The 17,640-nt window shown below is 46.2% G+C and carries 14 protein-coding genes; 9 read left to right on the top strand and 5 right to left on the bottom strand.

Annotated elements, in window-relative coordinates; translation table 11 throughout:
- From AABA75_RS05285 to AABA75_RS05260, 6 genes are read left to right on the top strand one after another with little or no spacing between them, the layout of a single operon-like run.
- Window positions 1-1,239, top strand: coding sequence for an ABC transporter permease (locus AABA75_RS05285; RefSeq protein WP_338291495.1), 1,239 nt, complete (start codon window positions 1-3; stop codon window positions 1,237-1,239).
- A 16-nt stretch (window positions 1,240-1,255) separates the two neighbouring features.
- Window positions 1,256-2,383 carry a sensor histidine kinase gene (locus tag AABA75_RS05280; RefSeq protein WP_338291494.1) on the top strand — a complete coding sequence of 376 codons (1,128 nt, stop codon included), beginning with the start codon at window positions 1,256-1,258 and terminating at the stop codon, window positions 2,381-2,383.
- Entirely contained in the window at window positions 2,376-3,116 is a 741-nt protein-coding gene (locus AABA75_RS05275; protein ID WP_338291493.1) for a LytR/AlgR family response regulator transcription factor, read from the top strand. Before AABA75_RS05280 ends, AABA75_RS05275 begins: the two co-directional genes overlap by 8 nt.
- A 49-nt stretch (window positions 3,117-3,165) precedes the next feature.
- A complete protein-coding gene (gene folM / locus AABA75_RS05270; protein WP_338294808.1) occupies window positions 3,166-3,885 on the top strand; it encodes a dihydromonapterin reductase in 720 nt (239 codons plus the stop codon).
- A gap of 57 nt (window positions 3,886-3,942) precedes the next feature.
- The gene (locus AABA75_RS05265; RefSeq protein ID WP_338291492.1) at window positions 3,943-4,443 is read left to right on the top strand and encodes a cyclic nucleotide-binding domain-containing protein; all 501 of its coding nucleotides are present in this window, start codon (window positions 3,943-3,945) and stop codon (window positions 4,441-4,443) included.
- Window positions 4,444-4,479: 36 nt separating this feature from the next.
- Complete coding sequence (locus AABA75_RS05260; RefSeq protein WP_338291491.1) at window positions 4,480-5,820, top strand: Xaa-Pro aminopeptidase; 1,341 nt, start codon at window positions 4,480-4,482, stop codon at window positions 5,818-5,820.
- A gap of 53 nt (window positions 5,821-5,873) precedes the next feature.
- On the opposite strand, the gene AABA75_RS05255 is transcribed toward AABA75_RS05260, so the two are convergent.
- The 5 genes from AABA75_RS05255 to AABA75_RS05235 form a co-directional block, all read right to left on the bottom strand.
- Window positions 5,874-8,285, bottom strand: coding sequence for a PAS domain-containing hybrid sensor histidine kinase/response regulator (locus AABA75_RS05255; RefSeq protein ID WP_338291490.1), 2,412 nt, complete (start codon window positions 8,283-8,285; stop codon window positions 5,874-5,876).
- A gap of 74 nt (window positions 8,286-8,359) precedes the next feature.
- Window positions 8,360-9,313 carry a hypothetical protein gene (locus tag AABA75_RS05250; RefSeq protein ID WP_338291489.1) on the bottom strand — a complete coding sequence of 318 codons (954 nt, stop codon included), beginning with the start codon at window positions 9,311-9,313 and terminating at the stop codon, window positions 8,360-8,362.
- On the bottom strand, window positions 9,306-10,088 hold the full coding sequence (locus AABA75_RS05245) for a glycoside hydrolase family 25 protein (protein WP_338291488.1): 783 nt from the start codon (window positions 10,086-10,088) through the stop codon (window positions 9,306-9,308). The genes AABA75_RS05250 and AABA75_RS05245 overlap by 8 nt, the downstream gene beginning before the upstream one ends.
- 111 nt (window positions 10,089-10,199) lie before the next feature.
- A complete protein-coding gene (locus AABA75_RS05240) occupies window positions 10,200-11,543 on the bottom strand; it encodes a sensor histidine kinase (RefSeq protein ID WP_338291487.1) in 1,344 nt (447 codons plus the stop codon).
- Entirely contained in the window at window positions 11,533-12,915 is a 1,383-nt protein-coding gene (locus tag AABA75_RS05235; protein ID WP_338291486.1) for a sigma-54-dependent transcriptional regulator, read from the bottom strand. The genes AABA75_RS05240 and AABA75_RS05235 overlap by 11 nt, the downstream gene beginning before the upstream one ends.
- A 263-nt stretch (window positions 12,916-13,178) precedes the next feature.
- Between AABA75_RS05235 and AABA75_RS05230 the strand changes: the two genes are divergently transcribed.
- From AABA75_RS05230 to AABA75_RS05220, 3 genes are read left to right on the top strand one after another with little or no spacing between them, the layout of a single operon-like run.
- The gene (locus tag AABA75_RS05230) at window positions 13,179-14,429 is read left to right on the top strand and encodes an efflux RND transporter periplasmic adaptor subunit (RefSeq protein ID WP_338291485.1); all 1,251 of its coding nucleotides are present in this window, start codon (window positions 13,179-13,181) and stop codon (window positions 14,427-14,429) included.
- Between the two features lie 28 nt (window positions 14,430-14,457).
- Window positions 14,458-15,138 carry an ABC transporter ATP-binding protein gene (locus AABA75_RS05225; RefSeq protein WP_338291483.1) on the top strand — a complete coding sequence of 227 codons (681 nt, stop codon included), beginning with the start codon at window positions 14,458-14,460 and terminating at the stop codon, window positions 15,136-15,138.
- 13 nt (window positions 15,139-15,151) lie between these two features.
- A complete protein-coding gene (locus AABA75_RS05220; RefSeq protein ID WP_338291482.1) occupies window positions 15,152-17,626 on the top strand; it encodes an ABC transporter permease in 2,475 nt (824 codons plus the stop codon).
- Window positions 17,627-17,640: the final 14 nt, after the last annotated feature.

Below are 17,640 nucleotides of genomic sequence, written 5' to 3'. Positions count from 1 at the left end.
ATGTATAAAAACCTTCTGGCTGTTTACGAAGGCAGTATGGCCGCGTTTCACGCCATTCGTGCTCATGCTATGCGCAGTACACTTACTACCTTAGGCATTATTATCGGTGTCGCGGCGGTCATAGCCGTAGTGGCAATAATGCAAGGACTCACCCACTCCATCACCAAACAGCTCGATGATTTGGGCAGTGATGTAGTTACAATAACCGCCCACACCAACAGGGAAGATATGTTACTGGGTTTTGAAAACACCTTGAGCTACCACGACTTTGAATCCTTAAAAGGCAAAGTAGATGGCCTGGAAGATATCAGTGTTTCCATGAAAGCTTTTAGTTTCGGTGCCAATGTGCATTATGGCCGCAATGTTACCCAAACCCAGATCATAGGCACCGACAGCGCTTATCAACGGGTAATCAGAATCTTTCCAGAAGCCGGACGATTTCTATCTGAAAGTGACGACTTGCGTCGTCGCAGGGTGGCCTTTGTCGGAGCAACCATTGTCAAAGAACTTAATATAGAAGGTAATCCTGTGGGTGAGTTTATTAGCCTCAATGGCGAATGGTTCCGTATTATCGGTATTGCAGAGAAGCAAGGTACCTTGTTTGGTTTTGACCAGGACAACTACATCATCGCGCCATTCGGAACCCTGAAATCCTTGAGTGGCGAACAGGTAACCCGCAATGTGGACATTATGTATCGCCCCAAGCCAGATGCCGATGAAGACAGCATTAGGCAGCAAATAAGCCAGATTTTACGCAAACGCCACAACCTCACCGAAAGTGACCAGGACGATTTTGAATTTGTCAGTGCAGAGCGCACAAAATCTCAGTTTAACGCCATTACCACCTCTGTCACTTTAGTGGCAGGCGGTGTCGTAGGTATCAGTTTACTGGTGGGTGGCATTGGCGTGATGAATATCATGCTGGTGTCGGTAACCGAGCGTACTCGGGAAATAGGAACCCAGAAAGCATTGGGCGCAACACCGGGCTTCATCATGACTCAATTTCTTATCGAAGCCTTGGTATTATCGCTGTTCGGCGGCATTCTTGGACTTGTATTGGGCTATGGTGTTGCTGCCATGCTGGCCATGATGATCCCAGGGTTGTCAGATACCTTGGTCCCGGCATGGGCCATCTTACTTTCTCTTGGATTCACCACGGCAATTGGGGTATTGTTTGGCCTGGCGCCAGCAATGAAAGCCGCCAAGCTCAACCCTATCGATGCGCTAAGATACGAATAACAAGAATCAAGAGACAATGATCAGCGGACCTAAATTCAAACGTTTTGTTACCTACTACTGGCGACTGAGCAGGAACTACTCTACCCCCTATGCGATTGCTCAGCTGTTGGTTTTCGCTGTCACTACTTTCAACATATTGTCCAACATATTGGTGTTAGGACTAGATGAATCCTTGGGTGGATTGGCCGGCTACGTCGCACGCGGCCTGACTGAAGGTTTGCTTTTTTTAGTTTTTTGCCACTACGTGCTAAGAGGCTATTTAAAAACCCAATTTATCCAGTACAGTGTCAACCTGAAACGCGGTTTGAGATTACTGGCATTATTGGCCGGTATATCTGCCTTGCACGTGCTCTTCATTTACCATTTTGACGCATCCAGTTACTTTGGCGATCTGGAAACCGACTCAATGACCATAGTGATCAACGAGAAAGAACATGTAGTTGATTTTAACACCCCTCAAATCTGGGTGATTGCTCTACTGAACCAGTTAATACTCTACTTACTCTGGTCGCTACTCTATATTTTCTGGCACGCGACGAAAAGTAAACGAGAGCTGCAAAAGCAAGTACAGGAAGCGCGCATACAGCAGTTAACCAATCAATTAAATCCGCACTTTCTGTTTAATACTCTAAATAGTATCCGGGCCATGATCTTTGAAGACAAAACCAAAGCCGCGGAACTGGTTACCCAACTGAGTGAACTGTTTCGCACCCACTTACAGGCGCATTTAAAACCTTCCACCACTGTGGAAGAAGAATGGCGTATCGCAAAACAATACCTGGATATCGAAAAAGTACGTTTGGAAGAAAGGTTACAACTGAATATCGATATCGAACCGGATACCCTGGAGCAGAAACTCCCCACGTTACTGCTACTGACTTTGGCAGAAAATGCCATCAAACACGGCATTGCCCCGGTGGTTAACGAAGGATTATTAAGTCTGAAAACGCAAAAAACTGCACCGGATCGCTGGCAATTAGTTATGAGTAATAGCGTTGCTCGGGAACAGCAAATGCCCGGCACCAAAACCGGTCTGAAAAACACCCGCCAACGGTTGCAATTGATGTTTGCAGATAAAGCGCAATTGCAGATCACCAAATCCGCTGACAACTTCACCGTAACCCTGGATTTGCCCTATGTTTAAAGCACTCATTGTAGACGACGAGCGCCTGGCCCGAGCTGAGTTGAAACGTTTGCTAGCGGAATACCAGGATACTATTAAGGTTGTAGCTGAAGCTGCAAATGCAGATGCTGCTTTGGAAAAACTGGCCAGCTCAGATATCGACTTGGTGTTTCTGGATGTGCAAATGCCGGGCATGACTGGAGTTGAACTGGCAGAGCGAATCGACACTGATATCCAATTCGTATTTTGCACTGCATTTGATCAATATGCAGTGGATGCCTTTACTTTGAATGCAGTGGATTACCTGGTTAAGCCCATTAACCCGCAGCGTCTATCCCAATGTATTCAAAAATTACAGCAGGATACCAGCACAACTTCAAATGAGTCTGGGGGGATAACTACCGAAAACTATTTACCGGATCAGCACGGTTTATTACTCAAATTCGGGGATGTAAACCGAATCGTCAAACTTGCCGAAATTGAACGCTTCGAGAGCGTTGGTAATCACTGTGCTGTCTATTCACCATCAGGTAAATCATGGGTACACAGTTCGCTATCAAAAGTGGAATCCCGTCTTGATCCCAGAGTATTTTTCAAAGCCAGCCGCTCCGAACTGATCCGGGTAGACGCGATAGAACGTATTGAATCGGGTATAAAAACGGGTTCGTTTGTCGCGATTCTTATTTCGGGACAACACATAGAACTCAGCCGGAGACAAGCGCAAACCCTGAAGCAGTTATTCAGCGCATTTTAGGGTATCCTTGAGCACGAAAAAACAAATAGAAAACAAACCCTATTACAATATGATTTCTAACAATCCCGTAATTATCACAGGTGGTGGGCAGCGGTTAGGTCTGGCAACCGCTTTAGAGTTAAACAAGCGCGGCTACAAAGTAGTCATTACCTATCGCAAAGACCGCCCGCTTCTGTCCGAATTAGAAGAACAAGGCATTACTTGCGTGGCAGCAGACTTTTCCACTGATTCAGGTATTAAAACCTTTATAAATGAAGTGCAGCAACGCTTCAGTGTTTTGCGTGCTATTATCCACAATGCCTCAACCTGGTCACGGGATCCCAAGCCTTATGACACAGATGAGGGAGCAGCGGTATTAGATGCCATGATGCAGGTACACGTCAAAGCACCGCTACTGATAAACAAAGCACTTGCTAAGATGCTGGAAGACAACGGAGACATACTGCACATCAGTGACCAGGTAGCCACTATCGGAAGCTTTAAACACATGGCATATGCAGCTTCCAAAGCAGCAATCGAAAATCTGACGATGTCATTTGCCAGGGGGCTTGCGCCACGAATAAAGGTAAATGCCATAGCACCTGCACTCATTACATTTAATGATTGGGATGATGCTGAATACCGCAAAAAAGCACTACAGAAATCGTTGCTGGGTGTGGAGCCTGGTGAGCAGTGCTTTACCGATACGGTGCTGTATCTACTGCAGACTAATTACGTCACGGGTCGGGTATTGCCGTTAGATGGTGGTCGACACCTCAAGCTTCCATAACTTGCTATTTAACGCCCTTACGCTACTAATACTAAGAACATATTAAAGGTTGATGTCGTGGAAAAAGCAAAGCTAGCAGGGATTCTTAAGAAAATACCACTGTTCAAAAAACTCAGTGAGTCTGAAATTGATATGATCTTGGCCATGCCCAAAAGCTACGTAAGCTACAGCCAAGGCGAAATGATCATGGAAGCAGGTGAACGGGATGACTCTTTTTATATTCTGATGCATGGCGAGGTGTCAGTCTGGCGTAATGAAGAAATTATTGCCACCGTGGCGCCTCCCAACTTTTTGGGTGAAGTCGGCTTTATTGTAGGCGATCCACGTGTCGCAACAGTCACAGCTGCTTCAGACAATGTCGTCGCAATGAAGATTACCTCCTTTCATTTTAAATCGCTGAATAGCCACATTCGCGAATGTATCAAAGATAAAATTATCGAGGGCTTGGTACTGCGTTTAAACCAAACTATCGATGCTGCACGTAAACAAAGTAGTTCCCCGGAAACCAGCTTTGACAAACTTTTGGATGAAAAGTACGCTCAAGGCGAAACTTGGTGATATCCATTTCTAACAATTATTAACAAGGAACAAGCCATGACACGTTATCTGTTTCTCATTTTGAGTATTCTGTCTTTCTCTGCGTATTCTAATGACCAGGGGCGTCAACTTAACGGTATGCCGAGCGTACTCTCCTTCAAAGAAAGAGTTGCCCCCATTAATGAGATGGTCAGTGATCGTCTCAATAACTTATTACCACAGTTAATGGCTGAGTCTGACCTGGACATGTGGTTAGTTATCAACCGTGAGTACGGTGAAGATCGACTGTTCTATACGCTTGTGCCACAACCCACCTTCGCTGCCAGACGCACTACTATTTTAGTATTCAATCGCAAAGACGATGGCTCACTTGAACGCTTCAGTGTCAGCCGTTATCCCATTGGTGAACTTTACCCGACAGTGTGGCAAGGCGGTAGCAAAGAGCAGCAGTGGCAACGACTGGCAGAAATCATTGCCGAACGAGATCCACAGCGCATCGGCATCAATATTAGCGAAAACTGGGCGCTGGCGGATGGGTTAAGTGTTGGATTGCATAAGAAGCTTAACGCCGCCCTTCCGGAAGCATACCGCCAACGTCTGGTGAGTGCTGAAAATCTGGTACTGAGATGGCTGGAAACCCGCAGTGAGAGAGAAAAACAGGTGTATCCGCAAGTCGTGGCTATCGCCAGAAGTGTTATTGCCGAAGCCTTCTCCAACAAGATTGTTACTCCCGGCGTTACCACTACCGACGATATTGCTTGGTATCTGCGAGAGCGATTCGAGGAATTGCAGGTACGTCCTTGGTTCCAGCCTTACGTTAATATCCAGCGTCGCGGTGATGAAACCTCAAAACAAGATGTATTTATGGGCAAGTCACCGCGCACCGTATTGCCGGGGGATGTACTACATACCGATGTAGGGATCTGTTATCTGCAACTTTGCACAGATACACAAGAAATGGCATACGTATTGAAGATGGGTGAGTTTGATGTGCCGCAGGGTCTCAAGGATGCCATGAACATTGGAAATCAATGGCAGGATATTCTCACCGACGCCTTCGTGACGGGCAGAACAGGTAATCAAATCCTGGCAGATACTCAACGACGCAGCAGCGAAAAAGGCATTATCAGCAGTACCTATACTCATCCGCTTGGATTTGTGGGTCACGCTTCTGGCCCCACAATAGGTATGTGGGACAACCAAGGCGAAACTCCTGTCCAAGGTGACTGGAAACTTTATCCCAATACAGGTTACGCCATCGAAGGTAATATTAAAACCCAACTGCCTGAGTGGGATAATCAATGGATTCAAATCAAATTGGAGCAAAGCGCCCTGTTTGACGGTAAAACAGTCTGGTATCTTGCGGGCCGACAAACCCAGTGGCATGTAATTCGATAAGAATAGTGGCGGCCTTTAAATACCAATTAGTATTAATATGTTTAAAGGCCGCTTTAGGTGTTTAACAACGCCTTTACTCGCTTTAACAGCGTTTCGCTACTAAAAGGCTTAGTTAATACTTGCTCTTCTTCAATATGGGGATGTGTATCGGCACAGCGGTCACCAATATAACCACTCACTAACAAGATTTTTGTATTGGGGAAGTCCTCCATAAGCGTGCGGCTCAACTCCCAACCATCCATGTGTGGCATAATCACATCGGAAATCACCAGGTCAAAAGGTTGCTTTTGCATTTTTTGGATGGCTTCAGCACCACTGTAACAACCGGAAACCGAATAGCCATAAGCACTGAGCATCAGCCGAGCAATTTCCACTAACTCTCGTTCATCATCCACAACCAGAATCGACTCCGAACCTTGTAACAGACTCCGCTCTTGGCTTTGCGCGTTTTCGGTTCTTCCATCAGGCGCAGGTTTGGATGGAAAATACAGTTCAAAACGGGTGCCTTGTCCGAGATTAGAGTGCACTTCAACAAAGCCTTTGCTTCTCTGGGTAAAACCATACACCTGGCTTAACCCCAGACCAGTACCCTTCTCCGCCTTAGTGGTAAAGAAAGGTTCGAACAATTGTTCCTGAGTGTCTGGGCTCATACCACAACCATTATCCTCAATAGCCAACTGCACAAATTGAGTATCACTACGCTGCTTTTTCTTAGCGGGTTGAAAGATTTTGTTTTGCGTGCTGATGGTTAACGTTCCCTTGTGCTCCAAAGCATGAATCGCATTGAGCACCATGTTAATCAATGCATCTTCAAAGTCGGAAACATCAATTTCACACCACCACAAATCAGGGCTTAACTCCAGCTGCAATTCAATACTGACCGTCATTATCTTCTGCAGCATATCGACATTGTTTTGGATCACATCATTGAGATTCACAACTTGTTTTTGCAAACTTTGTTTACTGGAAAAAGCCAATAATCGCCGCGTGAGCTTTTCACCTCGAGTACAGGCTTTGGTAATGTGTTGAGCTTGATTAAATATTGCTCCATCCAAGGCTGCAGAGCTGCGTTCAATCAAATTGGCATAGCCAACAATAATCCCCAACAGGTTATTAAAATCATGAGCAACTCCGCCAGTTAGCTTGCCAAGAGCATCCATTTTCTGAGTGCGACGCAGCTGTTCTTCTTGTTGTCTTCGCTCAGTAATATCCGTTGAAATACCGCACATAGCATAAATTTCACCATCGCTGTTAAATAGTGGAAATTTTTCCGAGATATAAAGCCGAACACCTTCTTCCTGAGGGATCTCCTCCTCGATTTCATGGTGCTCACCGGAAATAATGACTCGTCTATCATTAGCCATCACCTCTTGTGCCACTGAAGGCGGTAAAAAGTCGGTATCTTTGTTACCTAGAACTTTGTTTCGCGGGATGCTCAATACCTGTTCGTATTTTTTGTTTACAAACAGGTATCGGCCTTCAATGTCTTTGACGTACACCACCGCCGGAGAGTGATCCATGATATCTTGCATACTTTTTTGGCTGGCGAGCAACTCCTGACGTAAGCCGTATTTGTCAGTGATATCCTGAAACACCCCAAAAACCCTAACACACTGCCCGTCATCGGCTTCAGCATTGCCGATAACTCGAACAATACGCTCTCTGCCCATTTGAGTGACAATGGTCAACTCAACATCCCAAGGCACACAGGCATTTACGGCATTGTTGAACAGCTTCGTTATTGTTACCCGGTCTTTCCCTGCTTTATAAAAGTTTATCGCTTCTTCCACATTAGGATGATAATCAGTATCCACTTCGTGAATGCGTCGGGTTTGCTCACTCCAGGTCAGTTTATTTGAAGTGAGATCCACTTCCCAAGTCCCGATATTGGCAGCCACTTCTAATTTATTGAGGCGTTCCGCCATATTCTTGAGCCAGAGATTTTCTTCCTTTGGGTCCGGCTCAGCGGTAAATTTTTGTAACTGTTGCAGATCTTTTTTATAGGTACGAAGCTGAGCTTGCTGTGCTTTTTGCTCTGATAAATCCTGCACAAAAGCCACTTGCATATCCTCATCACCGATGCGAACTAAAATAGCCCTGATAAAAACCGGGATGATTTTGCCCCACTTGGTCTCGTGCTTAGACTCGAACTGAATATGGCCGGCAGCGACAAACTCTCGCCAAAACTCCGGCCAAACCTGTTTGGGAAATAATGGGTCGAGATCCCACACAAACTTTCCCATTAATTCGTCTGGTGAATAATCAAGTCGCTGACAAGCGGAGGTATTTAAGTAGGCAATTTGAGCATCACTGGTAAGCCAAAAGATACCGTCGTTACTGTTCTCAACCGTGATTTCTAAAAAAGTTCTGAGCGCTCCCTCATCCATATTAGTGGGGAAGCCAGGCACGTCCTGTTTTTTATGCACCCTGTTAAAGGTAACATTGAAAGAAGGCTCATTATGCATAAGGCTATGGGCAAAAGTTCATCTGTTTCCATAGCATAGTCGATACATCCAGACTTGCACTTCGCGAGCTGTTTTTATGTGTTTGGTGTTGTGGTTTGACGCAGCGAGTTTTTTAACAAAGCATATTTTCTGCCAATGCTGGCAATGACATAGCGCAATAAAATAATATTAAATAACAATAACACCCCCGGGATCACCACCAGTGTTAACAGCAGATGAGCAGCAGAACGCATCACGATGTGCGAACTTCTTTGCACCTTTTGATTTAGCTTGGCGGCAGCTGCCTTGTGTAAAAAGTGGACCCCCGACTTACCTTTATCTTTTAAATCAGCCTGTGCTGTTACAGAAGATTGCCCACTCAATTCCTCAGCAACATGCGAGAAGTATTGATGGCTGGATTGCATACCCAATAGCTTATTAACCACTTGAGTGGCGCCTGAACTCAGGTGAATACTATAGGGAATTGCAAGATGACTTATCAAAAACAAAACCGCGATGAGTTTCACCAGTTGCCCCATGATCACAGAGTGCACTGCACTTTGGAACAGTAAACTGACCAGACTCCAGAAAAATACAGTAGCCAATAACAACTCGAATAATAAAGGAGCCAGGTATTCACTCATTAAGGCTACCGCTTCCAACGCGCCAATCGCAGCCATAGCCATTAATAAATAACTTTTGCCTCTTTCAAGAATATCAGCGAGGTTATTAAGTAACTCTCCCACCTGAACGTTCATCTCGAAGATAAACGAAAGGCCAAACTGACTGCTGGCAGCCACATCGACAACGGCACTTAACCCCAATAGCCCCATATAATCAGCCAACAAATGGGACTCTAACCCCGCAAGATATTCTGAGTTGGCCTGTACCAACGCCCCTTGTTGAAACAAGGTGGCAACACCCGACAACCAGCCCTGCGAATAGCAAACCCACAGAAGCAATAAACTAACATTGAGCAGCAGCAAATAACGCCTAGCATAAAACCACTCGGAGATACCATTTTTGCTACTGAGTTGCGAATTAGTCATCTTTTTGCCCCTCATGGGTACAACGTAGCGCAGTCATTCCAGACTCACCGCTAAGCAATCGGTCTCGGTCCACATTACCTCTAATGCCCGGTACCTGACCGGTTTCACTGTATTGCCAAATGATCAGGTTTTCGACGCCTTCAGGAGCATCCATCGTGGCACTATAATCCGCCAGCCAAAAGGGATAGTAATTAAATTGTGGGTCGATATTATCCTGCCAAAAATCCTTATAGGAATAAATGATGGGTGTGCACCCGGTGGCTTTCTGCACCACCTCTAACCAGGTTTTCAAACGCTGCTTAATTTGGCCGCTTGTTTGGTTTTTAGTGGTTTCCACATCCACCATGGGGGCCAAGGTCAAAGGTTTGCCTTTAATGGTGTTTAAAAAATTTTGCGCTTGTTTCTGCGGGTCATCCTCAGCTTCAAAAAAGTGATAAGCGCCAATATCAACTTTTAAAGCGCTTAATGATTGCAAGTTTTTATCGAACATTGGATCTCGCCAGGTGATGCCATCAGTGGCCTTGTGATACACAAACTGTATACCACTGCCAACCACCTGACTCCAATTAACCTCCCCTTGGTCATGAGACACATCAATGCCCTCCACAACTCTCGTATTACCGGCAGGATGACTGTTGTGTTCCGGTTTTCCAACTGAGGCTCCCGAAGTCACCAGCAAGGGGCGAGCTAATACAACTGCCAGTAATAATACCAGGACTATAACAATGGCTATCCCGCTATTTATTGTTGATGACCTTGGCTGTTTCTGTGGCACTGCTTAACTCTCTGACAATGGGCTCCGAAACTGGTAACAGCACCGGATGCATACAAAAATGGGTAATGAATTACACCGACCTCACTAAATTTAGAGGGTTATAGCGTTAATTCAAGGAAAAATCAGTGTGAATTCGGCACCTTGCCCCCGTGGCTCCTCCAGCCGAATGTTACCACCGTGCACCAGCATGATTTGTCGGGCAAGCGCCAGGCCGACACCAGAGCCAGATTTTTTGGTAGTAAAGAAAGGCACAAAGATTTTATCTTTTATCTCCGGGGCAATACCTGAACCATCATCGCAAACACTGATCACCAGCTTGCTGCGTTTGTTCAATGCAACTCTCACCGTCAGGTTCAAGGGCGTTTCTTGTCCCGGTTTCGCCTGTTCGGCATTTTGAAATAGATTGATAAACAACTGCTCTAACATTTGCGGATCGGCGCTGACTTCTAATTCTGGGTCTGACGCCTCCAGATTAAACAAGATATGCTGTTCCTGCCACTGCTGTGCAAACAAGCTTTGTACTCGGGTGAGTAACGGCACAATCTTAACCGGCTTTTTAACCGGCGCAGGTAAGTGGGTTATGCTGCGATAACTATTGACAAAACTCTGCAATCCTTCGCAGCGTTTAGCCACCGTGGAAATGGCCTGCCTGGCATCGTCAAGATCATCCCCTGACATGTCTTTTGGTAACTCCGCCAGGATACTATCTGCCGTGCTGGCGAGGCTGGATATTGGCGTAATGCTGTTAATAATTTCATGGGTCAGTACTTTAACCAAATCTTGCCATGCATCTATTTGGGTCTTTTCCAGCTCTGAGGCAATATCTTGTAGCGAAATCACTCTATCGCGGTTGCCACTGTGTATCACCTCCCGCACTGAGATACTCAGTTGATGCTCAATACCATCAGCAACAAACTTAACCAAACGGCGCTGCGGACCAGATATGGATTGCATCACTTGTAAAAATTCAGAGCCAAATCGCTCAAGATCCTCTATACGAGTGAGGCTGCTACTGTTAAACAACCGCCGGACAGCATTATTCCATAAGGTCAAACGCCCATCGGAATGAATGCTCAAAAGTGGCACAGGTACCTGTTCAATAACTGACTTCAAACGTTGAGTGGTTTGCTCCTGCAACTCTCGTCGTTGTTGTTCCTGTTGAATGGTTTCTGTAATCTCCCTGCCTAGTTCCTCAAATCCGTCACCGTAGCCCTCAAAATCGAATCGCGCCGAAAAATCACGGTAGCGCAAGGCCTGTAAAAATCGCGCAATCTGCAGGTTCGTTCTGGTAATCTGCTGCTGCATCCCCCAGAACTGCAACAAAATCAGGCCACCCAGTACCCACTGCGTGACTATAAAGCCTTGCAACAGCAATAAATGTGCAAAGGCATACAGGCTGGTTGCCAGCAGTAGCACCCGCAAAAAAAGTTGACTGGAATAGCGCTTAAAGATCATGTTTTTCCATCCTACGATACAGTGCGGCCCGGGTTAAACCCAGTGCCTTGGCTGCATGAGAAATATTGTATTTATGCTTGCGCAAAGCTTGCTGAATCACCTGTTTTTCCATGCGCTCAAGATTCAAATCCTGCTCCTGCATAGTCGAGCTATGATTGTCCGGCAAAGTTTTTTGCAGTTGAAAGTCCTGAATATTCAGATGCTTTGTATCGCTTAATATGACGGCTCTTTCCAAGGCATGCTTTAACTCTCGCACATTGCCAGGCCAATGGTAATCCAGCAAAGTTGCTGTACTTTCAGGTGATAATTTTAAGCCCGCTTTTTGATATTTCCGGACGAACAGCGCCAGGTAGTGCTGGGCAATTTCTTCGATATCTTCTTTGCGTTCTCGTAAAGGTGGCAGGGTTATCTCTACTGTATTGAGTCGAAATAACAAATCTTGTCGAAAATACTGCTCATCCTGTAATTTCTCGACGCTCAGGTTAGTGGCAGAAATCAGACGAATATCCACCCCTATAGGTTCATTACTGCCAAGCGGTACGACTTTTCGTTGTTCCAATACGGTTAACAGTCGGGTTTGTAAATGCAATGGTAAATTACCGATTTCATCCAAAAACAGGGTCCCCCCGTTGGCTGCCTGTATTTTTCCGACACGATCTTCTCTGGCGTCGGTAAAAGCCCCTTTTTTATGCCCGAATAGCTCACTTTCAAACAGATTTTCCGGCACTGCACCTAAATCTATACTCATAAAAACATTGTCTGCCCGCAGACTATTGGCGTGAATAGTCCGAGCTAACATTTCTTTACCTGTACCATTTTCACCTAACAGCAGCATATTGGCGTTAGTGGCCGCCGCTTTTGATACAATTTGTTTAACCTTCTCCAGTGCTTTTGAACGCCCTAACATAGGGTGCGCTTCGCTACCCGCAATAGCGGCACTCAACGCTTTATTGGTTTGTTTGAGTTGCGTTGCTTCCATACGTGTTTGTCGTAACTGACATGCCGCTGAAACAGTGGCTAATAACTTTTCATTTTGCCAGGGTTTGGCTACAAAATCGGTAGCCCCTTGCTTCATCGCTTCTACAGCGAGGTTGATGGCACCGTGGGCCGTAATAAGGATAACGACGGCTTGAGGATCGATCTCCAGAATTTGCCGCAACCAACTAAAACCTTGCTCGCAGCTGCTTTCACCCGGACCAAAATTCATATCCAATAAAATCACATCAAAGGCGGGTTGAGCTTGTGCCATCAATTGTGGGATCTGCTCAGGTCGATTGCATATCACCACTTCATCAAAATGCCTTTTGAGTAATAATTTGCTGGCTACAAGAATATCTTCATCATCATCTACAATTAAAATTCTGTTGTTCACAGTGGATTCGCTTTCCTTTCAAACTGTTCATAAACGTACACCAACTGTTCAAATTCGTACACTATTACTTGGTCTTGTTTCTATAAAAATAAATTTTTATTAATAAATTCATAGCCTTATGCTTTGGCACAAGACTTGTTATGAAAAATAACAGTTGTCACTCACTATTGGCGTCATAAGCAATGGAACTTAAAGCTCAGCATACAAAAACCTTTCAGATCCCAGAGGCTGGACGAGTCAACAAGCCTCGCTCTGGCGCTAGCATGGACAAAAAGATCGTCGCCAGTGGCGCACCATGGAAGAAAGCGCTTGTAATTGCTTGTGCTGCAATCCTTGTGGCAGCTCTCGTATGGGGGCTTAGCCAAACCGGGGAACGGGCTTTGTCGGTGGACACAAATCGCCTTAACATAGCAACCGTAGAACGCGGTATTTTCGAGGATTTTATCCCCTTGCGCGGCCGCGTCACCCCCGCCAAAACGGTTTTCCTGGACGCCATTGAGGGTGGCCGGGTTGAAGCTATTTTTGTTGAGGACGGGGCCACTTTAAAGGCTGGCGACATGATTGCTCGTTTGTCTAATACTTCTCTGCAGCTCAGTGTTACCAGTAATGAAGCCCTGGTAGCGGAACAACTCAACAACATGCGCTCCATCGAACTGCAACTGGAGCAAAATCGTCTGCAACACAAACGCAATTTGTTAGATCTCAATCATCAAATTCGCTTGCTCTCTCGCCAACTAGCTCATGAACAAGAGTTACTAAACAACAATCTGATAGCCAAAAATCAGGTGGACGACACCAGAGACACGCTTGCCTGGTACACCGACACCTTAACGGTTTCCCTGGAGAGCCAGCGCACCGATGAACTGATGCAGCAACAACAATTGGCGTTTCTCAAATCCACCGGTGAGCAACTGGAAAAAGCACTGCAAATTTCCCGACAAAATCTGGAAAACATGAATATCCGCGCGCCAGTGGCTGGCAAACTCTCCGGCTTCGATGCTGAAATAGGCCAGAGTATCGCCCGAGGGGGACGCTTGGGACAGATTGATACACCGGATGACTTCAAGGTAAGTGCTTTTATCGACGAGTTTTATCTGGGCCGAGTAGATCTGGAGCAAAAAGCCTCCTTATCTCGCAACAATCAAAACTTTTCGCTAAGCATCAGTAAAATTTATCCGCAAGTGCGCAATGGACAATTTGAAGTGGACTTGCAATTTGATGACCAGAAACCAGGTGATATTCGCCGCGGGCAAACCCTGCAAACCAGGCTGCAGCTAAGTGATGCCGAGCCCGCCATTTTGATCCCCAACGCCGCGTTTTTTCAGGATACCGGTGGCAACTGGATATTCGTTGTATCGCAAGACGGTAGCGAAGCGGTAAAGCGCAATATCAGAACAGGTCGACGTAACAATCAATACATTGAAGTCATTTCTGGCCTGGCGGCAGATGAACGCGTCATTGTCTCTTCTTATGGCGAATACCAGCAAATAGAACGACTCAATCTTAACCTATAACCCACACGAACACTGAAAGGAACGAATCATGATTAAGCTAAACAATATTTCCAGGGTTTATCAGTCCAATGATATCGAGACAACCGCGCTTGATCAGGTGAACCTGGACATAGAACACGGTGAGTTTGTTGCCATTATGGGCCCATCAGGTTGTGGTAAATCTACTCTGCTCAATATTCTGGGTATGTTGGACAGTCCCAGCAGTGGTGAATACCACTTCCTGGATCAGGAAATTTCCGGGTTCAAAGAAAGTCAGCTAAGCGCTATCCGCAAACACAATATTGGTTTTATTTTTCAAAGCTTTAACCTGGTGGATGAGCTATCAGTACAGGAAAACATCGAATTAGCCCTACTCTATCACGATATTCCTGCCCATGAACGTCGCGACAGAGTCTTGCAAGTGATGGACAAAGTGGGTATTGCCCATCGCGCTAATCACATGCCCGGACAGCTATCCGGTGGACAGCAACAGCGAGTTGCAGTGGCCCGCGCCGTGGTAGGCGACCAGGCGATGATCCTGGCTGATGAACCCACAGGAAACCTGGACAGTGCCCATGGCCAGGAAGTGATGGAAATGCTGCAACAATTGAACGTGGAAGGTACCACTATTGTGATGGTAACCCACAGTGCCGCACACGCCGATTACGCCACACGTACCATTAATTTATTCGATGGCAAAGTAGTCACCGAAAGCGTCAAAGCAGCCTGAGGGAATATGAACCATGTTTAAAAACTACCTGCAAATTGCCTGGCGCAATATCATTAGCGACAAGCTGTATAGCTTGATCAATATTCTCGGCCTGGCCATTGGTCTCGCCAGTTGTTTGTTATTGTTCATTTTTATTGAAGATGAGACCGGATTCGACCAACAATGGCCAGCCCCGCAACGTACCTACCTGATTGAATCAACCTACTCCATTCCGGGCAGTGAGCCGCAATCTTTTAATGTAGCTCCGGGCCCATTAAAACACACTTTATTGGATTATTTTCCTGATCAGATAGAAGTCACAGCCAGACTCAACCGACAATGGCCGATCGTCACTACCCGCAATGATATCTACGAGGAGCCACTGTATTTTGTGGATCCAGAAGTCATCGATATTTTGGCGTTTGAAACGTTACGCGGTGATTTAGCCAGCACGCTTAACGATAATGCCGGGATCGCTCTGTCTGAACAGCTGGCCATCAAATATTTTGGTAATCTGGAGGCTATTGGCGAGGTGGTCACTATAGATAGCTGGGGAGTAGTCAAAGATTTCCGCGTGGGAGCGGTATATAAAAACATGGCCCATAACACCAGCATTGAGGGCTTGACCGCGCTGGTTAAAATTGTTGAAGAGGATTACGTCGAAACTCAGTCCTGGATGTATGCAGATTGGGGTGGCGGCAATAACCTGACTTTAGTTACGTTACAACCTGGTGCCAGTGCAGAAGATATAAATGGTCGTCTGGAACAACTAGTGAAAGACAGAGTGATCCTGCCGGAATTTATCCAGGAAACTTATGCTGAGCCTCAAGATTGGATTGCATTTTTGGCTCGTCCACTCACTGATATTTACCTGAATGAACCTGGCAGGCAAACCAATATTGCCATCTTTACCAGTATTGCCTTGGTGATTCTGCTCATTGCCAGCATCAATTTTACTAACTTGTCTGTGGCACGCTCTACCCGACGCGCAAAGGAAGTGGCACTGCGCAAAGTCATGGGGGCCTCAAGGCCGCAGCTCATTATGCAGTTTTTAGGTGAGACCATTTTCCTGACCGCCATCGCGCTGATCTTTGCCCTGGTTTTTGTGGAGTTAGCTTTGCCCGCTTATAGCCAGTTTTTAGAGCGAGACCTGGTGTTTGAGTACATGGGATTCAATACTCTGGTAATGCTGCTTTTGGTCTTTGTTGTGGGTGTATTGGGCGGTTTTTATCCGGCGCTGATTTTATCCGCATTTCATCCAGCTAAGGTGTTAAAAGCCAATAAATCAGCAGAGACCTCAGGCAGTGTTATGCTGCGCAATTTACTGGTAGTAGCCCAATTTGCCATATCCATTGCACTAATTGTATGCGCCATTGTGATGTTCGCGCAACGACAGCACGCAATGAACATGGAAGTGGGCTACGACAAAGACCAAATCGTCATGCTACATGGTGTCGGCCGGGAACCGGTCGCCCAATCCTCAAGACAAAAGCTTATCCGGGAACAGATACTGAAATTGCCTGATATGCAAGCAGCCACCTACATAAACATGTTCCCGGCAATGGCCAACAACTGGCAGTTAGGGGTGTCCTTCAATCGCGCTGATGGCTCCCGCTATAGCCAGAATACTCATTTCAGAAATGTCGATGAGGGCTTTTTAGACACCTTCAACGGGGAAATGGTGGCTGGTCGTTACTTTGATATCAATATCGCCAAAGACATCCGTCCTGATTTTCAGCAGTTGATGCAAAATCCGGATATCAGGCAAATCAATACCCTGGTGAACGAAGAAGCGGTGCAGCAATTCGGGTACAGCTCGAATGAGGAAATACTGGGTAAGGAGTTAGAATACCAATTCGGCGATATCACCATTTTTGCCACTGTGGTGGGCGTGGTCAACAACATCAACTACCGCACCGTGAGAGAGCGAATTCAACCGGAAGTCTATATTTTTGTGGACTACGGCGGTATTGGCTTTTTGGCGGTGCGCTTTGATGGTTCGCCGCAAAAAGCGGAGCAGTCGCTGCTTTCCTATTGGCAGCAAAATGTTCCGGAACTGCCCTTTGTACGCACGTATGTCAGTGAAGTTATCGAGCGCGATTTTCAGGGTGAGCAAAAACAAGCGCAATTATTGGCAGTGGCATCAGCACTGGCGGTGGTGGTGTCATGTCTCGGCTTATTTGGCTTGGCCAGCTTTACTGCCGAGCGCCGTTTCAAGGAAATCGGCATTCGAAAAGTGATGGGGGCCAGCGTATTGGATATTGTCAAACTACTCACCTGGCAGTTCTCCAAGCCAGTGCTACTGGCCAGTTTACTGGGCTGTGTCATTGCGACCTTGCTCATGACCAATTGGCTACAAGCATTCCCATACCGCATCAGTGAATTATGGGTGTTCATCAGCTGTCTGATTGCCAGCCTGTTAGCCCTTTTGATCGCCTGGCTGACAGTTGGAGGGAAAGCCACCAAGGTAGCCCGAGCAACACCCATCAAGGCATTGCGCTACGAATAAAAACACGGTTCCCG

The sequence above is a fragment of the Planctobacterium marinum genome (assembly GCF_036322805.1).
GTDB classification, from domain to species: Bacteria; Pseudomonadota; Gammaproteobacteria; order Enterobacterales; family Alteromonadaceae; genus Planctobacterium; species Planctobacterium marinum_A.
This window is presented reverse-complemented; position numbering and strand designations above follow the sequence as displayed.

Coding starts and splice junctions, on each gene's coding strand:
- AABA75_RS05240 (WP_338291487.1), bottom strand. CDS start 11,543: ATGATCTTTAAGCGCTATTCCAGTCAACTTTTTTTGCGGGTGCTACTG.
- AABA75_RS05260 (WP_338291491.1), top strand. CDS start 4,480: ATGACACGTTATCTGTTTCTCATTTTGAGTATTCTGTCTTTCTCTGCG.
- AABA75_RS05280 (WP_338291494.1), top strand. CDS start 1,256: ATGATCAGCGGACCTAAATTCAAACGTTTTGTTACCTACTACTGGCGA.
- AABA75_RS05255 (WP_338291490.1), bottom strand. CDS start 8,285: ATGCATAATGAGCCTTCTTTCAATGTTACCTTTAACAGGGTGCATAAA.
- AABA75_RS05225 (WP_338291483.1), top strand. CDS start 14,458: ATGATTAAGCTAAACAATATTTCCAGGGTTTATCAGTCCAATGATATC.
- AABA75_RS05275 (WP_338291493.1), top strand. CDS start 2,376: ATGTTTAAAGCACTCATTGTAGACGACGAGCGCCTGGCCCGAGCTGAG.
- AABA75_RS05285 (WP_338291495.1), top strand. CDS start 1: ATGTATAAAAACCTTCTGGCTGTTTACGAAGGCAGTATGGCCGCGTTT.
- AABA75_RS05230 (WP_338291485.1), top strand. CDS start 13,179: ATGGACAAAAAGATCGTCGCCAGTGGCGCACCATGGAAGAAAGCGCTT.
- AABA75_RS05250 (WP_338291489.1), bottom strand. CDS start 9,313: ATGACTAATTCGCAACTCAGTAGCAAAAATGGTATCTCCGAGTGGTTT.
- AABA75_RS05220 (WP_338291482.1), top strand. CDS start 15,152: ATGTTTAAAAACTACCTGCAAATTGCCTGGCGCAATATCATTAGCGAC.
- folM (WP_338294808.1), top strand. CDS start 3,166: ATGATTTCTAACAATCCCGTAATTATCACAGGTGGTGGGCAGCGGTTA.